The sequence below is a fragment of the Melioribacteraceae bacterium genome (assembly GCA_035362835.1).
Classification (GTDB): Bacteria; Bacteroidota; Ignavibacteria; order Ignavibacteriales; family Melioribacteraceae; genus DSXH01.
Genome location: DAOSDY010000006.1, coordinates 75,298 through 95,519, shown reverse-complemented (window position 1 = coordinate 95,519; position 20,222 = coordinate 75,298). Strand labels below are relative to the sequence as shown.

The window sequence follows — 20,222 nt, the reverse complement described above, 5'->3', positions numbered from 1 at the left end:
AAAATGGCTGTTAATATGAAAGGTAAAAGTCTGATTGAAATTCAGCATCTTACACTCGAAGAGATCTATCAGATATTTGATTTGAGTAGAACACTTAAAGAAGAACGTTTGACAGGCAAAAAACATTATGTTCTTGACGGTAAAAAACTGGGAATGATTTTCTCTAAACCGTCAACACGTACAAGAGTTTCATTTGAAGTAGGTATCTATGAACTGGGCGGGGTTGGATTGTATTTTAATCAGAATGATCTGCAGTTGAAAAAGAGCGAAAGCGTTAGCGATACTGCAAAAGTTCTCTCCAGGTATCTTGATGGAATTATGATTCGTACTTTCGACCATCAGGATGTTATCGATCTAGCAAAATACGGATCGATCCCTGTAATTAACGGATTGACCGATCTGCATCATCCCAGCCAGGTATTGACCGATCTCTTTACTGCACTCGAAAAGAAAAGAACTCTTCAGGGATTAAAACTTGCATATATAGGCGATGGAAATAATATGGCCCACAGTCTGCTTCAGGGATGTTCCAAAGTAGGTATGAATATTTCTATCGCATCGCCATCCGGATACAAACCGGTTGATTTTGTAGTTAAAGAATCGCTTGAAAATGCAAAATATATGGGAAGCACTGTTGAAATTCTTGACGATCCCAAAGCAGCGGTTAAAAATGCTGATATTATTTATACCGATGTCTGGGCAAGTATGGGACAGGAAAAGGAATCAGAAGAAAGGAAAAAGAAATTTGCAGGCTTCCAGGTTAATCCGCAGCTTGTTAAAAACGCAAAGGATGATTATATCTTTATGCATTGCCTGCCGGCTCATAGAGGCGATGAAGTTGTAGATGAAATCTGCGATTCTCCAAATTCCGTTATTTTTGACGAAGCCGAAAACCGTCTTCATGTTCAAAAAGCCATAATGGCACTGACGATGTAACAAACCTAATTATAATTTCAAATGGAGCAGATTATCATCTGCTCCGGATTTTTTATTATGGAAAATATCGACGGATTAGTATCACTCCTTATCGCTTGTATAGAATTACTTTACATTGTTAATCTTCTTTTATTTGCCAGAAAAAATACTGTTAATAAACTTGTAATCGCGCAATTAATACTGCTCTTCGGTTATCAGGTATTCGAGTTTTTAATCTGTTTTGCAGGATTGAAAGAACAGATTTTCATTTATCTCGCCCTTCTGGATATTACACTTCTGCCTCCGCTTGGATTATATACCGTTTTGTTATTTGCGGGTAAACTGAGGAGTTATCATAAACTGATTTTTTTACCGGCTCTCTTTTTTATAATCTATTATCCTTTTGCCATCGATCAGCTTGCCGTTACTAAATGTACTGTGCTTTATGCTTCATACTATTATCCTCTCGGACCGTTCTATTCAACTTTCTATTATCTTCCAATAATCGGGTCTATGATAATTCTGAATAAGAAGTGGGGAGCTGAATCGGAACCGGCTGATAAATCTCTCACCCGGCTTTATCTGTTCGGATACCTTTTTACTTTTATTCCCGCAATGGTTATTGCTATTTTTATTCCGTCATTTGTATTTGCCGTCGAAAGCCTTCTCTGTAAACTTGCTTTTGTGCTTTCGACTTTCCTTACAATCTTTGCACTTAAGAATAAATCCTGAATCGAATAGAATGATGGAAACAATACTTAACATTTATCTTATTATTAAAAACGGCTTTGTCGCCGAATTCAGGGCTGTCGATTATTCTCTTGAAGGATCTGAAGATGAGAAAATAAATTTCCTGAAATCCCGCGCGAAAGAGGATTATCAAATTGCTCAGAGATTCAACTCTCCGTGCAATTCAGCGGGACAATTCATGAAATACTCAAAGTTTTCAAAACTTGAATCCCAAGGAATGCAGTTTCAGTTATTCGAAGAAATTTTCCGCGAATATAAGGTCCCTCAAAATCCCTTAATATGTGTTACTCCCGTAGTTGATGGAATCGTTTTGTCCGATTAATTATCCGATCCTCATAAAAATTATTTATCCTTCCTTATTGACTTTTTATCTCATCCACTACTATCTTGAATCAAATTTTTGGAGAAAAAAATGCCTCTATACAAGGACTTTAAAACAATACCTCAGTTATTCAACATTATTACCCAGGAATTCGGAAAGGGTAAAGAAAGGCCGGTTCTTAAATATAAAGTTGATGAAAAGTGGAACGATATCACTTATGATCAGCTTTATGAAGAAACTGTAAACCTGGCTTGCGGGCTGGCTGCCTTCGGCGTTAAAAAAGAGGATAAGGTTGCAATAATTGCGGAGAACAGACCGGAATGGGTTTATGCAGATATGGCCATTCTAGGACTTGGGGCTATTGATGTTCCTCTTTATCCTATCTCTACTTCGGAATCGCTCGAGTATATTCTTAATAACTCCGAGTCGGTAGGAATTTTTGTCTCAAATAAATTCCAGCTGAACAAAGTCTTGAAAGTTCGCGGTAATTGTAAGAATCTTAAGTTTATTATTGTAATGAACAATTCTGAGAGAGGTTCGGAAAAGGATGTTTACTCGTTACTGGATGTTCAGAATAAGGGAAGGGAATTCCGAAAGGAACAGCCGAATTACTTCAATCAGACTTCAAGTATGTGTACCGAGAATCAACTCTGTACAATTATTTATACTTCGGGCACTACCGGTGAACCGAAAGGTGTAATGCTGACTCACAAAAATATTGTTTCAAATATCAAGGCTGCTCATGAAATTTTTCACATAGATGAAAATGATGTATTTCTTTCTTTCCTTCCTCTCTGTCATATTTTTGAAAGAATGGGCGGATATTACACTGCATTCTCTTGCGGTGGCATAATTGCATATGCTGAAAGTATAGAAAAAATTGCCAATAATATGTCGGAAATTAAACCGACAATCATGACGGCAGTCCCCCGTTTGTTTGAAAGAATGTACAGCAGGATAAAAAAGAATGTTGAAAGTCAACCGGAGAAAAAGCAGAAAATATTTAACTGGGCTATCGAAACCGGAAAAGAATATATGGTTGCTAAAAAGTCCGGCCATCCTGTCCCGATAATGCTCTCATTGAAACGGAAACTTGCGGATAAACTGGTTTTCGGCAAGTTAAGAGAAAGAACCGGAGGCAGATTAAGATTCTTTATCTCCGGCGGTGCAGCACTTTCGCGTGAACTGGGTATCTTCTTTGACGCTGCCGGAATTCTGATTATTGAAGGATACGGTCTTACCGAATCGTCACCTGTTATTACGGCAAATCGATTAAATGATTATAAATTCGGAACTGTGGGCAAACCATTGCCCGGCGTTGAAGTTAAAATTGCTAAAGACGGCGAGATCCTTGCCTATGGTCCTAATATCATGCAGGGATATTATAAGAACAAGAGGGATACTGAAGATACAATTAAAGACGGGTGGCTGCATACCGGCGATATCGGTGTATTCGATGCGGAAGGGTTTCTTATAATTACCGACCGAAAGAAACATCTCTTTAAAACCTCAGGCGGAAAATATATCGCACCCACACCTATAGAGAATATGTTCCTCGCCAGCAAGTATATCGATCAGTTTATTATTATCGGCGATAGAAGGATGTTCATTACGGCTTTAATCGTTCCTGACTACGAAGCACTTAAAGAATACGCCGATGCAAATAGAATCCAATACAGTAATGTTGATGAACTTGTTAAGATGAAGCAGATCTACGAACTCCTTGATAAGGAATTGGGTGAGTTCCAGAAGAAACTTGCTGCATTCGAAAGGATACGCAAATTCGCGATACTCGATAAACCTTTTACAATTGAAGGCGGCGAACTTACACCTTCCCTAAAGGTAAAACGCAAGGTTATTGAAGAACGTTATAAAGATCTGATTGAAGATATGTATAAAGGCATGGAAGGCTAATATTTAATATCTTGCTCATGATCCTTAAAAAATCATGAGCAAGATTATTTTTTATGGAAGCATTTTCCCGAACAGCGTCAGATACATAAACTTGTAAATATCCGTATTATCAACCGATCCTTTCACATATTCAGAATTTAAACCTGCCGCGCGTACAAGAACAGAACCGCACACGTCGTCAGTAGTAGACCAGCTTATTACGAATGGAAACGTCCTCCCCAATTTGTCCGGTTTCGACCTGAAAGGGAAGCTTTCAGGACCGTCCACTCCATCATACGGCGCACCGTTCGGGGCTAATTTAGAAATCGGTTTATCGAACGGGAAATAATCTTCTGTATAACTTATGGCTTCCATTCCGCCTGCCTCGCTGTCCGAACATGTGATTAAAAGTGTCTTCGGATTTGAATCAATATATTTCAATGCAACACCAAGGGCATCATCAGCGCGTTTCAATGCTTCAAGTGTCCCTCTGGCATTGTTCTTATTGCCGAAATTATCGGTTCCTTCTTCTTCTACTACAAGCAGGAATTGTTGATTATTCCTGGAAAGTATTTGAATTGCTGCTTCGGTCATCTCAGCAAGTGTCGGAACACCTGGTTTGAAATTTTGCAGGCCTAGTTTATTTTGTTCTTCCTCGGGTTTGTCGTTAAATGTATGATCTTCTGAAAAGATACCTAATAGTTTTTCAGTTTCTTTGGGCAGGTTCAGGAGTTGTTCGCGGCTGTAGATAACTTTATATCCGAGGTTTTTTGCTTCTTCAATCAGGTTTAGTCCGTCTGTCCTCTTCCCACTCTTTGTATGAAATCCGCTAGTCCCTTTAGGAAGCAGCCATTCCTCGCCGCCGTACATTATTACATCCACACCCGAAAAAATAGTCTGCTTTGCTATCTCTTCATCTTCCTTTCTTGAAGGCACAGTAACAACAAATGCACCTGTCCCGGGTTCGATTATACTTCCGGAATTTATCAGTCCGGTTCTAATATCTGCGCCCATTGCTTCCTGCATTATACTTAGCCTTTTGCCCGAACGCGAAACAGGCTTTTCAAGTTTATCATCAGTCCCGTAAGCACCAACACCTACTTTCACACCATATGCGTGTATTGTCCCTCCGCCGTTGGAAGTAGCTGTTAATGAATTTGTCATATGGCCAAGGTATATCCCGACATTCAGTAATTTATCCCAGTTCAATTGACTATCCGGTCCCGCATAAAGGAGTCTAACTGCATTCCAAACGGCCAGCGATGTACCGTCCGGATGGATGAAAATCACATTTCCTTTTTCAGTATTTAATGATTGAGATGATGAATTTTGTCCGGAAATAATTGACAGACCCGGTAAAATCAATATCATAAATAATTTAAGAAGCTTCATTATATCACCTTGAAATTTTTATAAATGCAAATTTATTCAATTTCCCCGGATGATGAAATATCGAATCTATTATAACTATCACTGACTCAAAGCAACTCAATATTATTCTATTCCAAATGAGGAGTGGAAAACCCAATTTTTCTTATATTTGTCTTCATTATAAACAACCATTGGATCAATTTTGGGAAATAATGTGGAAAGAATTCTAGTCACTTCAGCACTTCCTTATGCAAACGGAAAGATTCATCTCGGTCACTTAAGCGGTGCTTATCTTCCTGCAGATATTTATGTGAGATATAAGAGATTAAAAGGGGAAGATGTAATTTATGTCTGCGGCTCTGATGAACACGGAGTACCAATTACAATTACTGCCGATAGCGAGAAGGTCTCACCCAAAGTAATAATTGATCGTTACCATGAATTAAACAAACAGGCATTCGAAAAATTCGGGATGAGTTTCGATATCTATTCCCGTACAAGCATTCCGGAACATCACGAAACGGCCCGCGAGTTCTTCAAAAGTTATTTTGACCGGGGATTGCTTATTGAAAAGAAGTCTCTACAGTTCTATGACGAAAAGGTTAAAATGTATTTACCGGACCGGTATGTTGAAGGAACATGTCCGAAATGCGGTTATGAGGAAGCGCGAAGCGATGAATGCGAAAAATGCGGCTCGCTTTACGAACCGTCCGAATTGAAAAATCCTAAAAGTAAGATCTCCGGACAAACACCTGTCCTCAAAGAAACTTCACATTGGTATTTCCCGCTCGGAAAATTCCAGGAACGGCTTGAAAAGTATATTAATGAAATGACAGAAAAGTACGGCTGGAAAGATAACGTGCTTCAGTATTGTAAGGGATGGTTTAAGGAAGGACTTAAAGACAGGGCATATACACGCGACCTCGATTGGGGAGTTAAAGTTCCGGTTGACGGCGCTGACGGGAAGGTTCTTTATGTCTGGTTCGAGGCAGTTCTCGGATATATTTCAGCTACCAAAGAATTGTCTGAAAAAAGAAATGAACCGGATCTCTGGAAAAAATACTGGCAGGGAACGGATACTAAATATGTTGCATTTATCGGGAAGGATAATATTGTCTTTCATACAATCATTTTCCCGGCTATGTTGATGGCATGGAATGATTTTAATGATGATAAATATATTCTGCCTCAGAATGTCCCTGCAAATGAATTCCTCAATTTCGAGGGAAAAAAGTTTTCCAAGTCCCGCGGCTGGGGTGTGGATGTGCTCGATTTTTTGGAGTCTTTCCCCGCCGATCCGCTCCGGTATACTCTTGCGGCTAACCTGCCTGAGAATAAGGATACCGACTTCTACTGGAAAGAATTCCAGTCGAGAAATAACGGCGAGCTGGCTGATATTCTAGGAAATTTTATAAACCGGACTTTTACATTTGTCTTTAAACATTTTGACGGCAAAGTTCCGCAACTTGGAAAACTTGACAAAATTGACGAGGATATGATTAGCTTAATCAATTCCTATCCCTCAAAAGTCGGGGAACTTATAGAACGTTATAAGATTAAAGACGCTGTCTTCGAAATGATGAATCTTGCCAGAGTTGGGAATAAATACTTCAACGACTCCGAACCCTGGATAAGTGTTAAAAAGAATAAAGAAAAATGCGGTACTACATTAAATATCTGTCTGAACTGCATTTATACGCTGGCTGAATTATTTGAACCGGTGATCCCGTTCTCGTCCGAAAAGATATTTAAAATGCTTAATGCCTCTAAATCCGGGTGGGATCAGGCCGGAAATCTGAATCTTGTTGCAGGGCACCGGCTTTCGCAGCCGGAAATACTCTTTACAAAAATTGAAGATAATGTTATTGAAAAGGAAATTAGCAAACTCGGGATACCCGAAGCACCTGAAAAAAAATCCGATGAGGAAATTACCATCGATGATTTCAAAAGGATTAAGCTCAGAGTCGCTCTTATTAAAAATGCGGAGAGAGTTCCAAAAAGTGAAAAGCTCCTCAAACTGAAAATTGAAGTCGGCAATGAAGAACGGCAACTCGTTGCCGGAATTGCCAAAAGCTATCAGCCGGAGGAATTGATCGGCAGGAAAGTGTTGATTGTTGCGAATCTTAAACCGGCTAAGTTGTTCGGTCTCGATTCTCAGGGAATGATTCTGGCGGTTGATTCCGGTGAAGAGGGGAAAGTTAAGATTGTTGAGATCGACGGCTCCATCGCTCCCGGCACACTTGCTAAATAATTTTGTCTCAGCGGCAATTTCAATGACCAATAAAAAAAAATCTCCGCTTAACAGATCGATTATTATTTCGGAATCTGAAATCCAGAAATTCTCGCGAAAATTTCTGAATCCGCATTCTATAAATGATTCTAAAGAAATCATTAATAAAACAATCTGCGGTAATTTCTGGGATGTTGCCCCACTTATGCCATCGGGAGTGGTTGACCTACTTATAATCGATCCGCCGTATAATCTTAATAAATCATTCAATACAACAAGTTTTAAAGCATTGTCGATCGACAGCTATGCCGAATGGGTCGATAAAATTATCTCCGGTCTGATCCATATACTGAAAAAGAATGCTTCTGTCTATTTCTGCTGCGATTGGCATTCCTCTATTTCCGTGGGTCCTGTTCTCGAAAAGTATTTTTATATCCGCAACAGAATTACATGGGAGCGGGAAAAAGGACGTGGCGCCAAATCCAACTGGAAAAATAATTCGGAAGATATATGGTTCTGTACTTTATCTCGTAAATATCTTTTTAATAGCGAACACGTTAAACTGAACAGGAGAGTTATTGCTCCATATAAAGACTCAAACGGGGAACCGAAGGATTGGAAGAAATCTAAATCCGGCAGTTTCCGTCTTACATTTCCTTCGAATATCTGGACAGATATCTCGGTTCCTTTCTGGTCGATGCCTGAAAATACTGATCACCCCACACAAAAGCCGGAAAAGCTTCTGGCCAAACTAATTCTTGCAAGCTCAAATAAAGGTGACCTCATATTCGATCCATTCCTCGGCTCTGGTACAACTTCTGTCGTGGCTAAAAAATTGGGCAGAAACTATCTCGGAATCGAAATCGACCGTTATTATGCGGCTCTGGCAGAAAAAAGATTAGAAAAAGCTGAAAATGATAAAAAAATTCAGGGTTACGAGTACGGCCGCTTCTGGGAAAGGAACTCATTACCATTCAAAGTTGAATAAAGGAAGTAATTTCGATTTTTCTTGTTATTTTTACACTCCCGATAATTAAAAAATCGATTTAATTTATAGAAATTCTAAAATAATGGAGGATTATTGATGCCATTCAGAAAGCTTCTCTTACCGGTTATCCCATTAATAACATTTCTGGTCTCATGCGCTCCGGAACAATCAAAAATAGTTGTCGCTGAATATGGTAATTATAATGTCTATATGGACGAGTTTGAAAAGGCTTATTCCAGGAATACAGGAGGTGTGGCAAAAGCTAAAACGGATTCACTGGAAAATATGAAAAACTTTCTTGACCTCTATGTAAATTATAAAATGAAATTGAGGGATGCCGTAGTCAGGGGATATACGAGCGATCCCGATATGAAAAAAGAATTAATCGATTATAAAAAAAATATAGGTACTACTCTCTTTCTTGAAGATAAACTTTATGAACCTGCATTAAGAAAAATGTATGAAAGAAGAAAAACGGAAATTCTTGCCGCCCATATTATGCTCATCCCGGATTCCTTAATGAATGACTCCCAGGTCAGAGAACTTGGAATTAAACTTATCGAGAGAATTAATAAAGGTGAGGATTTTGCAAAACTCGCTGCTGAATATTCAAAAGACCAGTACACCAATACTAAAGGAGGTGTTGTTGGCTGGGTTACTGCAGGAATTATAGTTGTCCCTGCAATTGAAGAGGCGATTTATAATACTGAACCGGGGAAAATTCATCCCGAACTTGTTATCTCCAATTATGGATTTCATATTCTAAAGGTTATTGAAAAAATGCCCCGCCGGGACCAGATAAAAGCCCAGCATATTCTTGTTGCATTCAAAGATTCAGCTGGTGTTGTTGATAGTTCTAAAGCTTTCAATAAAATTTTGGAAATTCAGAAAGAGCTGAATCAGGGTGCCGATTTTAATAAACTCGCTCTTAAATACTCCGATGATAAAATGTCTGCCGATCAGTATGGCGACCTGGGCTATTTCAGCAGAGGCCGGATGGATCCCAATTTTGAAGATGCTGTCTTCAGACTTAAAGTGGGGGAAGTATCACAAATTATTAAGTCCTACGCCGGTTATCATCTCGTAAAATTAAACGCTGAATCACCTTATCCTGCTTATGAACAGAGTGCTGAAGAATTGAAGGATATGTTCCTTAGAACTACTTACCGGCTTGAGTATGATAAAATACTTTCACAGTTACGGCAGGATTATAATTATCAGTTGAATAGGGAGGTTTTTGCGAGGATTATGAATTCACTCCATAACATTCCATCTTATGAAGCATTCGATCAAAGCGACGTAAGGAAGCAATATGGTCAGAGTATTCTTTTCTCATATGCGGACAAATCTTCTACTGTGGATTCATTATTCAGTTTTATGAAGAGTTCCAGCCAGTTCTCCGCTCGCAACCTCACAGAAGAGTTGTTTGCCGAGGCAATCAATGTCTACCTGGATAAAAAGCTGCTTGAGGAAAAAGCATTATCCTACGATAAGGAAAATTCTAATTTTGCTTTTTTAATGGAAGAATACGAAAACGGAATTTATCTTTTCAAAATCCTCGAAGATGAAGTCTGGTCTAAGATCTCTGTAGATAGTATTATGATTCAGGATTATTTTGAAAAGCACCGGGAAAATTACAGGTGGAAGGACCGGGTTGAATTCCAGGAGATTTATGCAATTAGTGATACTGCTGCAAATCGTTATTACAATCTTGCCTTATCAGGAGAGAATTTCGACAGCCTTGTTACCAGATATTCTCTTAGAAAAGGTTATGATAATATACCGGGTTATAAAGGCCTGATGGAAATTGATGTAAATGAACTTTCGAAAAAAGCTGATTCTCTCCCGAACATTGGAGATATTTCAAAACCGTTCAGGTTCCAGGATGGATGGTCGGTTATAAAACTTATTAAGCGGGAACCGGCACGACTTAAAAATCTTGATGAAGTTAAACCTGAAATAATTAGTCTTCTGCAGGAACTTGAAAGTAAACGGCTTGAATCTGTTTATCTGAATAAGCTTAAAGAAATCTACAAACCCAAGTATTACTATGATGAGTTAATGAATGCTTTTAAGAATTAGTTTGCTTGTTGTTATCGGATTCTTATTTGTATCCTGTTCCGAGAATAAAAAAGAATCGAATCAGCTGGTAAAGATTGGTAATTCAGTCCTTACTGAGGAAGACGTCGCTGATGCACTGGGAGAATTCCAGCACCAGTCCCGGTTAAGAGAAGAATATATAAATAACTGGATCGAAAAAGAGATCTTGTTCAATGAGGCGCTGAAAAAAGGTCTTCTCGATTCACCGGTATATAAAACTCTTGTAGAAAAAAACAGCAGGGAGATTGCAGCTTCTCTTTTGATAAATGAATATCTAAAAGAGAATTCATATGTCCCCTCACGCGATGAACTGCTTGAGTTCTATGAAAAAACCAAATCTGATTTTATCTTGAATGATGATACATATCGGTTTAATAAAGTTGATTTCGGAAATTTCGAAAGTGCTGTGAAGTTCAGAAAGATTTTAGTGGAAAGCGACTGGAAGAAGGCAATCAACCAGTTCCGGGGAGATCCGGTGTTGATTAATGCCGAATCGGGTGTTCTAATGCCCCTCCACAAAATCGAACCGGTTACTAAATATAAAATTGTTAGCAATCTGCTCCCGGGTGAGATTAGTATTATTCTTCAAACGGAACCGGACAAATTTACCGTTGTTCAATTAATCGATAAATATGTCAAAGGTCTCCTTCCGCCCTATGAAATTATTGAGGAACAGATTAAAGACCGTTTTCTTCTACTCAGAAATAAAGAGATTGTAAGGGAATACTTAAATAAATTAATTGAAGATCAGGATATTGACTTAAAAGGAAATAAGGAATGAAATATTTAGCAGCATTAATTCTTTTCGCTCTTCCGATCTATTCTCAGCAGGTTGGTGATAAAATTGTGGCTGTTGTTGACAACGAGATAATTTTAAAGTCGGAACTCGATTTCAGGGCTAACTTCGAAGCAGCTCAAAGAAAATTAAATCCGTCCGATCCGGAAATACTAAGAGCCATTCTCAATCAGTTGATTGAGGAAAAACTACTCTATGCGCAGGCCGAACTCGATTCTGTCACTGTAACAGACGACCAGGTAACCCAGCAGCTCGATTACCAGATTAATTATTTCATCAATCAGTACGGCTCGCGCGAAAGGCTTGAACAGGTCTATGGTATGCCTGTTGAAAAAATTAAAAGAACACTGAGAGATGATACCAGAAAAAACCTTATGGCCGATCTTGTGCGTCAGAAAAAGTTTGGAACCATTCAGGTATCAAGATATGACATTGAAGAATTTTATAATGCATATAAAGATTCGCTCGGTATTGTTGCTGAAAAATATCAGATTGCACATATATTTCAGAATCCTAAAACCGGCGAACGGATAAAACAGAAAGCCCGCGAACTGGCTGCCATGCTTCTCGATTCTCTTAAAAAAGGCGGTGATTTTGCCCAGCTTGCACGCCAGTATTCCAATGACCCGGGAAGTGCCTCACAGGGCGGCGACCTCGGATTCGTAAAGCGCGGTGTTTTCTACCCTGAATTCGAAGCGGCTGCTTTTGCTCTGGCACCGAATCAGCTTTCGGGCATTATTGAATCTCCAGTCGGTTTTCATATTATACAGCTCCTCGAAAGAAGGGGTGAGTCCATTAACACCCGTCATATTCTGATTAAACTGAAAGCAGATGACGAAGCGGATCTCCGTTCAATCGAATTCCTTAATGAGATAAGGGATAGTATAGTTTCAGGGAAGAATACATTCGAATATTATGCAAAAAAGTATAGCGATGATAAAGAGAATGCCCGCTTTGGGGGTGAGCTGGGAACATTCGAAAAAAATCAGCTCGATAAATCCCTTCTCGATATTATCTTTAAAATGAAGGAGAATGATATCAGCTTTCCTAAGAGACTCGAAATTGATAGCAATACTTATGGTTATCATATTGTTAAGCTGATTAAAAGAATTCCTGAACACAAAGCCAACCTCGATCAGGATTTTGTGGAAATAAAACGCCTTACTGAATATTATAAAAAACAGAAATTATATTCGAAGTGGATGGATGAACTGAAGGAAAAAATCTTCTGGGAAATCCGGTTATAATTGATAAAAACTGATATCGATTAATTTATTTTCAAAATTAAGATTCAGGAGAATTAGTGCAGAAAAAATCAGACGATGTTGCAGCCGTTGAAAATTTAGCCGGATCAATTCTTCAGATAAAAAAAGAAATTTCAAAGGTTATTGTTGGTCAGGGACAGATTATCAACGATCTGCTTGTCGGTCTGATTGCAAGGGGACACTGCCTGCTTATTGGTGTCCCGGGTCTCGCCAAAACTCTTTTAATAAAAACTCTTGCCCAGGTACTCGATCTCAAATTCAGCAGGATTCAGTTCACGCCCGATTTGATGCCGGGTGATATTACCGGCACTGAAATAATTGACGACGATCCGGTTGCAAAAAAAAGAATTTTCCGTTTTATAAAGGGGCCAGTTTTTGCTAACATGGTTCTGGCCGATGAAATTAACCGTACTCCTCCCAAAACCCAGTCAGCACTTCTCGAAGCGATGCAGGAACATAAAGTAACTGCTGCAGGAACAACTCATCAGCTCGATGAGCCTTTCTTTGTGCTTGCAACTCAGAATCCAATTGAGCAGGAAGGCACATACCCGCTTCCGGAAGCGCAGCTCGACAGGTTTATGTTCAATCTGTGGCTCGATTATCCTTCGACAGGTGAGGAAATTGAAATTATTAGAACAACTACTAGCAATTATCTGCCGGACTTAAATAAAATACTTTCAGCCGAAGAACTTATTGCTTACCAGGAACTTATTAAGCGCGTTCCTGTTGCCGATAACGTTATTGAATTTGCGGTTAATTTTGTAAATAGGACTCGACCCGGTTCAGGCAATACCAGAGCTTTTATTAATGAGTGGGTTAGCTGGGGTGCCGGACCGCGCGCATCTCAATACCTGATATTGGCTGCCAAAGCAAAAGCAGTTATGGAAGGTCGGTTCACTCCATCGATCGATGATGTTAAATCGTTTTTAGTCCCGGTTTTACGTCATAGAATTATTCCGAATTTTTCTGCAGAAGCCGAAGGAATTAATTCGGTTGAAATAATCAAAAAATTATTAGCTCAGTAAATTATATTCCCCTGTAAATTGAGGAGGATTATTGTCCGCTATCATTGAATTTATCCTTAATATAATGGACATGCTCTTAAACCTCTTCAGGATTAAACATGATCCTTTTGCAGGCAGGAATAAAGATTCTGAATAAATTATGATAATAAAATTGACAGGTAAAATTTCGAAGATAATATTTACAACGATTATTGCAGCTCTATTTCTAACAGGCTGTTCCAGTGAAGAAGTAGAAAGAAAAGAGAATCCGGTCAACTACAATTCTTTTGGCCTGGCAGTCGATTCACTAATTGAAGTTCACGGAACAATAGGCGGAGGTGAGACTCTCGGTGAAATTCTTTTACCTCACGGATTGAGTGATAAACAGATATTTGAAATTGCTGAAGAAGCCCGTGGAATATTCCCGGTTAGAAATTTCAAAGCAGGGGACGAATATTACATTTATGCTGAATGGGATACGACTGAAACCGTTCACTATTTTGTATATATCCGCAATCCTATCGAATATGTTGTATTCGATCTTAGGGATAGTATTAAAGTCTATCACGGCAGAAAGGAAGTTGAAATTAGGGAAAGAGCCTTTGCAAGCACCATAAAAAATTCTTTATGGCAGACTCTTGAATCTAATTCCGTCGATCCGGAAGTAGCGGTCAAACTTTCTGAAATATATGCCTGGCAGATCGATTTTTTCAGAATTATGGCAAATGATTCATTGAAAGTAGTTTTTCAGGAATTATATGTGGACGAAAAACCTACCGGTGTAGGAAAAATATTAACCGCATCCTTCAGGCATCGCAATGAGGATTTCTATGCATTCAGATTTGAAAAAAACGATGAAGCCGAATATTACGATGAAAAAGGGAATAGCCTGCGTAAAGCATTCCTGAAAGCTCCATTAAAATTCAGCCGCATTTCCTCAAGGTTTTCTTCAAGACGTTTTCATCCTGTCCTTGGAAGATATAAAGCTCATTTGGGTACCGACTATGCCGCTCCTACCGGTACACCTATTATGACTGTCGGCGACGGTGTTGTAATTGAAGCGGGCTATACAGGCGGAAACGGTAACTACGTCAAGGTAAGGCACAATTCCACGTATACAACACAGTATCTTCACATGTCGAAATTTGCAAAAGGAATTAGATCCGGAGTTGCTGTTAAGCAGGGTCAGATAATCGGTTATGTCGGAAGTACTGGGCTGGCCACGGGCCCCCATGTATGTTTCAGGTTCTGGAAAAACGGTAGACAGGTGGATGCATTGAGAGAAAAACTACCGTCTTCAAACCCGGTAGCTAAAGAGGACCTTCCCCAATTTCAAATGGTTAAAGATTCTCTTGCAGAGAAACTTATCTCAAACACTCTTAATTAATACCAATCATTGTCCGCTAAACGCTTTCTTAATTATTTCTTCCTGTGTTACAAGGTGCTTTCTGGATGAACCGCTGGCCGGACTCGGGCTTTCAGGTCTTCCTGTAAAAACTAATCTCTGGTTTTCCCTTAACAGATTTGTCAGTCTCGGTAAAAGGAAACTCCAGGCACCCATATTTTTCGGCTCTTCCTGCACCCATCTTACTAGTGTGGCGGAAGGATAACTCTTAAGTATTTCGGAAAAAAGAATTTCGTTAAACGGGTAATATTGTTCAATTCTTACAATTGCTGAATCCTTTATTTCATTTATTTCTCTGTAATTCTGGAGTTCATAAAATATTTTACCGCTGGTTAATATTACTGTCTTAATTCCTGATCTATCTTCAATCTTATCATCAATTATTTCTTCGAATTCTCCGTCGGTAAAATCAGAAATAGGTGAACGGGCTGCAGGCAGTCGCAGTAGGCTCTTAGGTGTTAGTACAACAAGAGGTTTTTCAAAAGCTCCGTTACTTTCGCCGGTGCTGCTGTGAACCTGGCGTCTTAACAGGTGAAAGTACTGAGCCGGTGTGGTCGGATTACAGACGTACATATTCTCTTCTGCGCAAAGTATCAGGAACCTTTCGAGTCTTGCGCTGCTGTGCTCGGGTCCCTGACCTTCCTGTCCGTGCGGAAGGAGCATTACAAGATTATTCGGAAGCTGCCATTTAGTATAAGATCCTACAATGAAATTATCTATTATAACCTGGGCACTGTTGGCAAAGTCGCCGAATTGCGCTTCCCATATAACAAGAGCTAGCGGATCGGAAATACTGTAACCGTATTCGAAACCGAGTACGGCTGCTTCTGAAAGGAGACTGTCAAGCGCCTCGATTTTTGCCTGCCCTTCTTCAATTGAATTATGAGGATTAACTTCCTCTTCGTTATTCATATCAGTGAATATCAGGTGCCTCTGACTGAATGTACCGCGTGCGCTATCCTGACCGCTTAATCGAACAGGTCTTTTTTCAACGAGCAAAGTACCGAATGCAAGTGCTTCGGCAAAAGCCCAATCGATCATGGTATTACCTGTAAGAAGTTCCTTACGCTTTGCAATGTGCTTCTGAAGTTTCGGATTAAGTGAAAAGTTCTGGGGAAAAGATGTAATCCCCTTAACAACTTTTTTTAGGAGCTCGAGTGAAACTCTTGTATCGCCGTTACGAGGGAAATTATTATAGTATTCATAAGAATATGCAAGCGGCCTGTCCGGTTTGAATTTGTCTCCTTTCTTCTTTGTCTCTTTCAATGCTTTCTCTAGCAAGTCATAAATATTTTTATCAAGAGATTCAATTTCTTTATCTGACATGATACCGGACCTGATCAGTTGATTCTGATAGATTTCCTTAACCGATGGATGTGCCTTGATTTTTTTGTACATAAGCGGTTGTGTATAAACGGGGTCGTCACCTTCGTTATGACCATGCCTTCTGTATCCGATCAGATCAATAACAACATCCTTCTTAAACTTCTGTCTGTATTCAAACGCAAGTTGTGTTACCCATAGTGAGGCTTCGGGGTCGTCTCCGTTTACGTGAAAAATAGGCGACTGGACCATCTTTGCAACATCTGTCGCATAGGGTGAGGACCTGGCATCCTCCGGAGCGGTTGTAAATCCGATCTGATTATTAACTATTATGTGGATTGTTCCGCCTGTTCTATATCCTTTTAACTGAGATAGATTTAAAGTCTCGGCAACAACTCCCTGACCGGCAAAAGCAGCGTCTCCGTGAATCAATACCGGTACAAACTTATTCTTTTCGGAATCGCTATTTCTCGTCTGTTTTGCTCGGATAATTCCTTCTACTACAGGGTCAACCCATTCAAGGTGCGATGGATTGGAGGCTACCGATACTTTTATTTCACCGCCGTCCTTCGTTTTGTAATTTCCGCTTGCACCCAGATGATATTTTACATCACCCGTACCCTGCGGAGAATCAGGATCAAGCTCGTCTTCAAATTCAGAAAATATATTCGTATAACTTTTACCGATGATATTGGATAGAACGTTCAGTCGGCCGCGATGTGCCATTCCTAAAAAAATTTCCTGAACATTTTCATTGGCTGCAAAACTCAGTAGGTAATCGAGAACAGGTATTAATGTCTCCGACCCTTCAAGTGAAAATCTTTTATGTCCTATAAACTTTGTATGAAGGAAATGTTCGAATGCCTCTGCGATAATCAACTTCTCCATAATCCGTTTTTTATCCTCCGGATTAATTGAGGGTCTATTCTTTACCGGTTCCATCTTAGTCTGAAGCCACAATTTTTCATCGGGATTCTGAATATGCATGAATTCCACACCAATCTTTTCGCAGTATGTCTGATGCAGAATACTGAGTATCTCCCTCAGTGTACCGGTTCTCGTACCCTGAAGATTTCCTGTGATAAAATTTCTGTCGTAATCCCATATTGTAAATCCGTGATTTGCAGGATCGAGTTCCTGATGGAAAGTTTTCGGCGGATGTAGCGGATTGATATCAGCTATAAGATGACCTCTTACCCTGAACATATTAATTAACAGTACAATCTTTGCCTGTTTCTCAATCTCTTCAATATTTTCAATTTTCGAAAACCGTTTGGAGAGAGTATCCAAATCCCATCCAACTGCTTTCTGGGGTATTTTCAAATCAGAAAATACATTGTCGTAAAATCTTTCTTCACCCAGAAGAAGTTTATCCACATAAGCCAGAAATGCGCCCGACTCTGCCCCTTGAATAATTCTGTGGTCGTAAGTACTCGTAATATTCATCACCTTACCGATTCCGAAAGAAGTAAGAGCCGAAGGCACCATTGCCTTGAATTCAGCCGGATAATCGATCGCTCCCACAGCAATAATGCATCCCTGTCCGTTCATTAAACGGGGTGTTGATGATACTGTACCGATACCGCCCGGATTTGTTAATGTAAGTGTTGAATTCTGAAAATCTGCAGGTTCAAGTTTTCCGCTCTTGGATTTTTCAATCAGGTCATTGTATGAATCAAGAAATCTGCTGAAATCCATTACCTCGGACCGTTTTATATTTGGTACGATAAGCGATCGTGTCCCGTCTTTCCGTTCAATATCTACGGCGATTCCTAAATTGATATATTCCTTTTTAATAAAACTCGGCTTGCCGTTAACAATCCCGAATGAGTTGTTTATATTCGGAAATTTTTTCAGAGCCTGTACTAAAGCATACGCAATTAAATGTGTAAAAGAGATCTTTCCCCGTCCGAACCTCTTCAGGTGCTGATTGATTATTGATCTGTTCTCTTCAAGAAGTTTGACGGAAATAGTCCGTAACGATGTGGCTGTTGGTATGCTTAAACTTCCCGTCATATTTTCTATGATCTTTGCCCCAACGCCTGTAATCGGTACTACCTGATCTTCAGGAGCAATATCAAATGAATCTGATATAATTGTAACGGGGACATCCTTTTTTCGTGATGCGCCCTTTTGAATTGTTACTGAAGAGAACGGAGATGTTTCCCCTCCGGTGAGCTGACGGAAATAATTTTGCCAGTATTCCGGTACAGAATTGTTGTCTTCAATATATTTGTCTAGCAGGTCGGCAACGAAGCCGAAATTATAACCGAAATGATTGAATAATTCTTTATGGTATTTGGTCGAGTCCATATTTCCCGTTAATATTTTTCTTACTAAGTCTAACATAAAATTCTGGTGATTCGTTCGTTTCAGATCCTAAAAAAATAGAAATACATCTCATGATAATTGATTTGAGAAGATTCAAAAAGAGTAGTGCTGGAGTGTCAGTTTCTTGCTATCAAATAAATTGTTTTTTATGTTTGCACAACTAAAAATGGAGTTCAGATAAAATGAAAGCTGAGTGTCCGGTTTGCGGTGCCATGATTGACCTTCCTGAAGGCACTGTTGTTGGCGAACTGATTGAATGTCCTGATTGCGGAACCGAACTTGAAGTTGTATCACTTGATCCACCAACCTTAAAGGAAGCTCCTCAAGAAGAAGAAGACTGGGGTGAGTAGTTGGTCGCGGTTTTAGATTCAACATTACGCGAAGGCGAACAAACACCCGGAGTCTATTTCGATAAGCATATCAAATTAGCCATTGCAACATTGCTCGATGAGATCGGTATCGACATAATTGAAGCCGGTCATCCAATGGTTACTCCCGAAATTCATGCAGCCGTTAAATCAATTGCCCAGAAGGGATTCAGATCGGTTGTCGGCGCTCATTCTAGATCATTAAAAGCTGATGTGGATCTGGCATTGGAATGCGGAGTAGGATTTATCGGAATTTTCTATTGCGTATCCGATGAACGTCTTACAACAGTTTTTAAGAAAGACCTCGATACCGCCGTTGAACAAATTACAGATGTTATTAAATACGCGAAAAAAATTAAACCAGATCTTCTTATTAGGTATACTCCTGAAGACACGGTAAGGTCTCAGTTCGAAAACGTCGTGAAAGCTGCGTGCGCTGCTGTTGAGGCCGGTGCTGATATTATTAGTGTTGCCGATACAACCGGTTATATGGTCCCCGGTACCGATAGAAGTATGTATACTTATATCTCACGTTTGAAGGATGAATTTGCCCTGCGGAGTTTATTCCCGAAAGTTGCAGTCCATTGCCATAATGATAGAGGCTTTGCTCTAACAAATGCGCTCGACGCATACAGAGCCGGCGTGGATATAATTGATGCCGCTGCATTAGGTCTTGGAGAGCGGGCCGGAATTGTTGACCTTGCACAACTACTGGTTACATTGACCGTCGACTACAATGAAAAAAGATGGAACCTTCAGAAAATAACAGAACTTTACGAACTCGTAAGTAAGCATTCGGGTATTCCAATACCGGCTAATTATCCGGTTACAGGCAAAAACGCATTTACTCACTGTGCCGGAGTACATACACATGCAGCTGCAATTAATCCGATGCATTACGAAAGTCTCCACCCGGAAATCCTCGGTAGAAAAAGAGATTTTGCGCTCGATCATATGTCGGGTATTGCTTCCCTCCGTTACGCTCTTAATTTGATTAATGAAACCGCTATGGACGATGAGCATCAAAATGCTGTTCTGCAGGAAGTTAAATCCGTTGGTCAGCGAGGACGTACTGTAGACATCGAGGAATTAAAACATATCGTTGACGCAGTAAAGCACCATAAGACCTACAATAAATAGTTCCATAACTTAAATTTACTA

Annotated in this window: 15 protein-coding genes; 13 read left to right on the top strand and 2 right to left on the bottom strand. The window is 39.7% G+C overall.

The window, feature by feature from the left end:
- Positions 1 to 3 precede the first annotated feature (3 nt).
- The 4 genes from argF to PLZ15_15020 all read left to right on the top strand — a co-directional run bounded on the left by argF (position 4) and on the right by PLZ15_15020 (position 3,901).
- Positions 4 to 936: an ornithine carbamoyltransferase gene (argF, locus tag PLZ15_15035; protein HOI31058.1), complete on the top strand. Its 933-nt coding sequence runs from the start codon at positions 4 to 6 to the stop codon at positions 934 to 936.
- Positions 937 to 993: 57 nt separating this feature from the next.
- A complete protein-coding gene (locus PLZ15_15030) occupies positions 994 to 1,647 on the top strand; it encodes a hypothetical protein (GenBank protein HOI31057.1) in 654 nt (217 codons plus the stop codon).
- 10 nt (positions 1,648 to 1,657) lie between these two features.
- The gene (locus tag PLZ15_15025; GenBank protein ID HOI31056.1) at positions 1,658 to 1,987 is read left to right on the top strand and encodes a hypothetical protein; all 330 of its coding nucleotides are present in this window, start codon (positions 1,658 to 1,660) and stop codon (positions 1,985 to 1,987) included.
- A gap of 90 nt (positions 1,988 to 2,077) precedes the next feature.
- A complete protein-coding gene (locus PLZ15_15020; protein HOI31055.1) occupies positions 2,078 to 3,901 on the top strand; it encodes a long-chain fatty acid--CoA ligase in 1,824 nt (607 codons plus the stop codon).
- A 51-nt stretch (positions 3,902 to 3,952) separates the two neighbouring features.
- On the opposite strand, the gene PLZ15_15015 is transcribed toward PLZ15_15020, so the two are convergent.
- Complete coding sequence (locus tag PLZ15_15015) at positions 3,953 to 5,272, bottom strand: alkaline phosphatase (protein HOI31054.1); 1,320 nt, start codon at positions 5,270 to 5,272, stop codon at positions 3,953 to 3,955.
- A gap of 193 nt (positions 5,273 to 5,465) precedes the next feature.
- Here PLZ15_15015 and metG point away from each other — a divergent pair, with 193 nt between their 5' ends.
- The 7 genes from metG to PLZ15_14980 all read left to right on the top strand — a co-directional run bounded on the left by metG (position 5,466) and on the right by PLZ15_14980 (position 15,021).
- Positions 5,466 to 7,502, top strand: coding sequence for a methionine--tRNA ligase (gene metG / locus PLZ15_15010; GenBank protein HOI31053.1), 2,037 nt, complete (start codon positions 5,466 to 5,468; stop codon positions 7,500 to 7,502).
- Positions 7,503 to 7,524: 22 nt separating this feature from the next.
- The gene (locus PLZ15_15005) at positions 7,525 to 8,469 is read left to right on the top strand and encodes a site-specific DNA-methyltransferase (GenBank protein ID HOI31052.1); all 945 of its coding nucleotides are present in this window, start codon (positions 7,525 to 7,527) and stop codon (positions 8,467 to 8,469) included.
- Between the two features lie 96 nt (positions 8,470 to 8,565).
- On the top strand, positions 8,566 to 10,551 hold the full coding sequence (locus tag PLZ15_15000) for a peptidylprolyl isomerase (protein ID HOI31051.1): 1,986 nt from the start codon (positions 8,566 to 8,568) through the stop codon (positions 10,549 to 10,551).
- Positions 10,535 to 11,350 carry a hypothetical protein gene (locus PLZ15_14995; GenBank protein HOI31050.1) on the top strand — a complete coding sequence of 272 codons (816 nt, stop codon included), beginning with the start codon at positions 10,535 to 10,537 and terminating at the stop codon, positions 11,348 to 11,350. The genes PLZ15_15000 and PLZ15_14995 overlap by 17 nt, the downstream gene beginning before the upstream one ends.
- Positions 11,347 to 12,612, top strand: a complete 1,266-nt coding sequence (locus PLZ15_14990) for a peptidylprolyl isomerase (GenBank protein HOI31049.1) — start codon at positions 11,347 to 11,349, stop codon at positions 12,610 to 12,612. Before PLZ15_14995 ends, PLZ15_14990 begins: the two co-directional genes overlap by 4 nt.
- Positions 12,613 to 12,668: 56 nt before the next feature.
- Complete coding sequence (locus PLZ15_14985; GenBank protein ID HOI31048.1) at positions 12,669 to 13,655, top strand: MoxR family ATPase; 987 nt, start codon at positions 12,669 to 12,671, stop codon at positions 13,653 to 13,655.
- A 139-nt stretch (positions 13,656 to 13,794) separates the two neighbouring features.
- Positions 13,795 to 15,021, top strand: coding sequence for a peptidoglycan DD-metalloendopeptidase family protein (locus tag PLZ15_14980; protein ID HOI31047.1), 1,227 nt, complete (start codon positions 13,795 to 13,797; stop codon positions 15,019 to 15,021).
- A 6-nt stretch (positions 15,022 to 15,027) separates the two neighbouring features.
- Here the strand turns inward: PLZ15_14980 and PLZ15_14975 are convergent, their stop codons facing one another.
- Entirely contained in the window at positions 15,028 to 18,675 is a 3,648-nt protein-coding gene (locus tag PLZ15_14975) for a multifunctional oxoglutarate decarboxylase/oxoglutarate dehydrogenase thiamine pyrophosphate-binding subunit/dihydrolipoyllysine-residue succinyltransferase subunit (GenBank protein ID HOI31046.1), read from the bottom strand.
- Between the two features lie 200 nt (positions 18,676 to 18,875).
- Between PLZ15_14975 and lysW the strand changes: the two genes are divergently transcribed.
- Positions 18,876 to 19,043 carry a lysine biosynthesis protein LysW gene (gene lysW / locus PLZ15_14970; GenBank protein HOI31045.1) on the top strand — a complete coding sequence of 56 codons (168 nt, stop codon included), beginning with the start codon at positions 18,876 to 18,878 and terminating at the stop codon, positions 19,041 to 19,043.
- Positions 19,044 to 20,201 (top strand): 2-isopropylmalate synthase, encoded by a 1,158-nt coding sequence (locus tag PLZ15_14965; GenBank protein ID HOI31044.1) that lies wholly within the window; start codon positions 19,044 to 19,046, stop codon positions 20,199 to 20,201.
- The last annotated feature ends 21 nt before the right edge of the window (positions 20,202 to 20,222 follow it).

What these genes read in the sequence shown, in the direction of transcription:
- argF (HOI31058.1), top strand. Translation starts at nt 4, where the DNA reads ATGGCTGTTAATATGAAAGGTAAAAGTCTGATTGAAATTCAGCATCTT.
- PLZ15_15030 (HOI31057.1), top strand. Translation starts at nt 994, where the DNA reads ATGGAAAATATCGACGGATTAGTATCACTCCTTATCGCTTGTATAGAA.
- PLZ15_15025 (HOI31056.1), top strand. Translation starts at nt 1,658, where the DNA reads ATGATGGAAACAATACTTAACATTTATCTTATTATTAAAAACGGCTTT.
- PLZ15_15020 (HOI31055.1), top strand. Translation starts at nt 2,078, where the DNA reads ATGCCTCTATACAAGGACTTTAAAACAATACCTCAGTTATTCAACATT.
- PLZ15_15015 (HOI31054.1), bottom strand. Translation starts at nt 5,272, where the DNA reads ATGAAGCTTCTTAAATTATTTATGATATTGATTTTACCGGGTCTGTCA.
- PLZ15_15005 (HOI31052.1), top strand. Translation starts at nt 7,525, where the DNA reads ATGACCAATAAAAAAAAATCTCCGCTTAACAGATCGATTATTATTTCG.
- PLZ15_15000 (HOI31051.1), top strand. Translation starts at nt 8,566, where the DNA reads ATGCCATTCAGAAAGCTTCTCTTACCGGTTATCCCATTAATAACATTT.
- PLZ15_14995 (HOI31050.1), top strand. Translation starts at nt 10,535, where the DNA reads ATGCTTTTAAGAATTAGTTTGCTTGTTGTTATCGGATTCTTATTTGTA.
- PLZ15_14990 (HOI31049.1), top strand. Translation starts at nt 11,347, where the DNA reads ATGAAATATTTAGCAGCATTAATTCTTTTCGCTCTTCCGATCTATTCT.
- PLZ15_14980 (HOI31047.1), top strand. Translation starts at nt 13,795, where the DNA reads ATGATAATAAAATTGACAGGTAAAATTTCGAAGATAATATTTACAACG.
- PLZ15_14975 (HOI31046.1), bottom strand. Translation starts at nt 18,675, where the DNA reads ATGGACTCGACCAAATACCATAAAGAATTATTCAATCATTTCGGTTAT.
- lysW (HOI31045.1), top strand. Translation starts at nt 18,876, where the DNA reads ATGAAAGCTGAGTGTCCGGTTTGCGGTGCCATGATTGACCTTCCTGAA.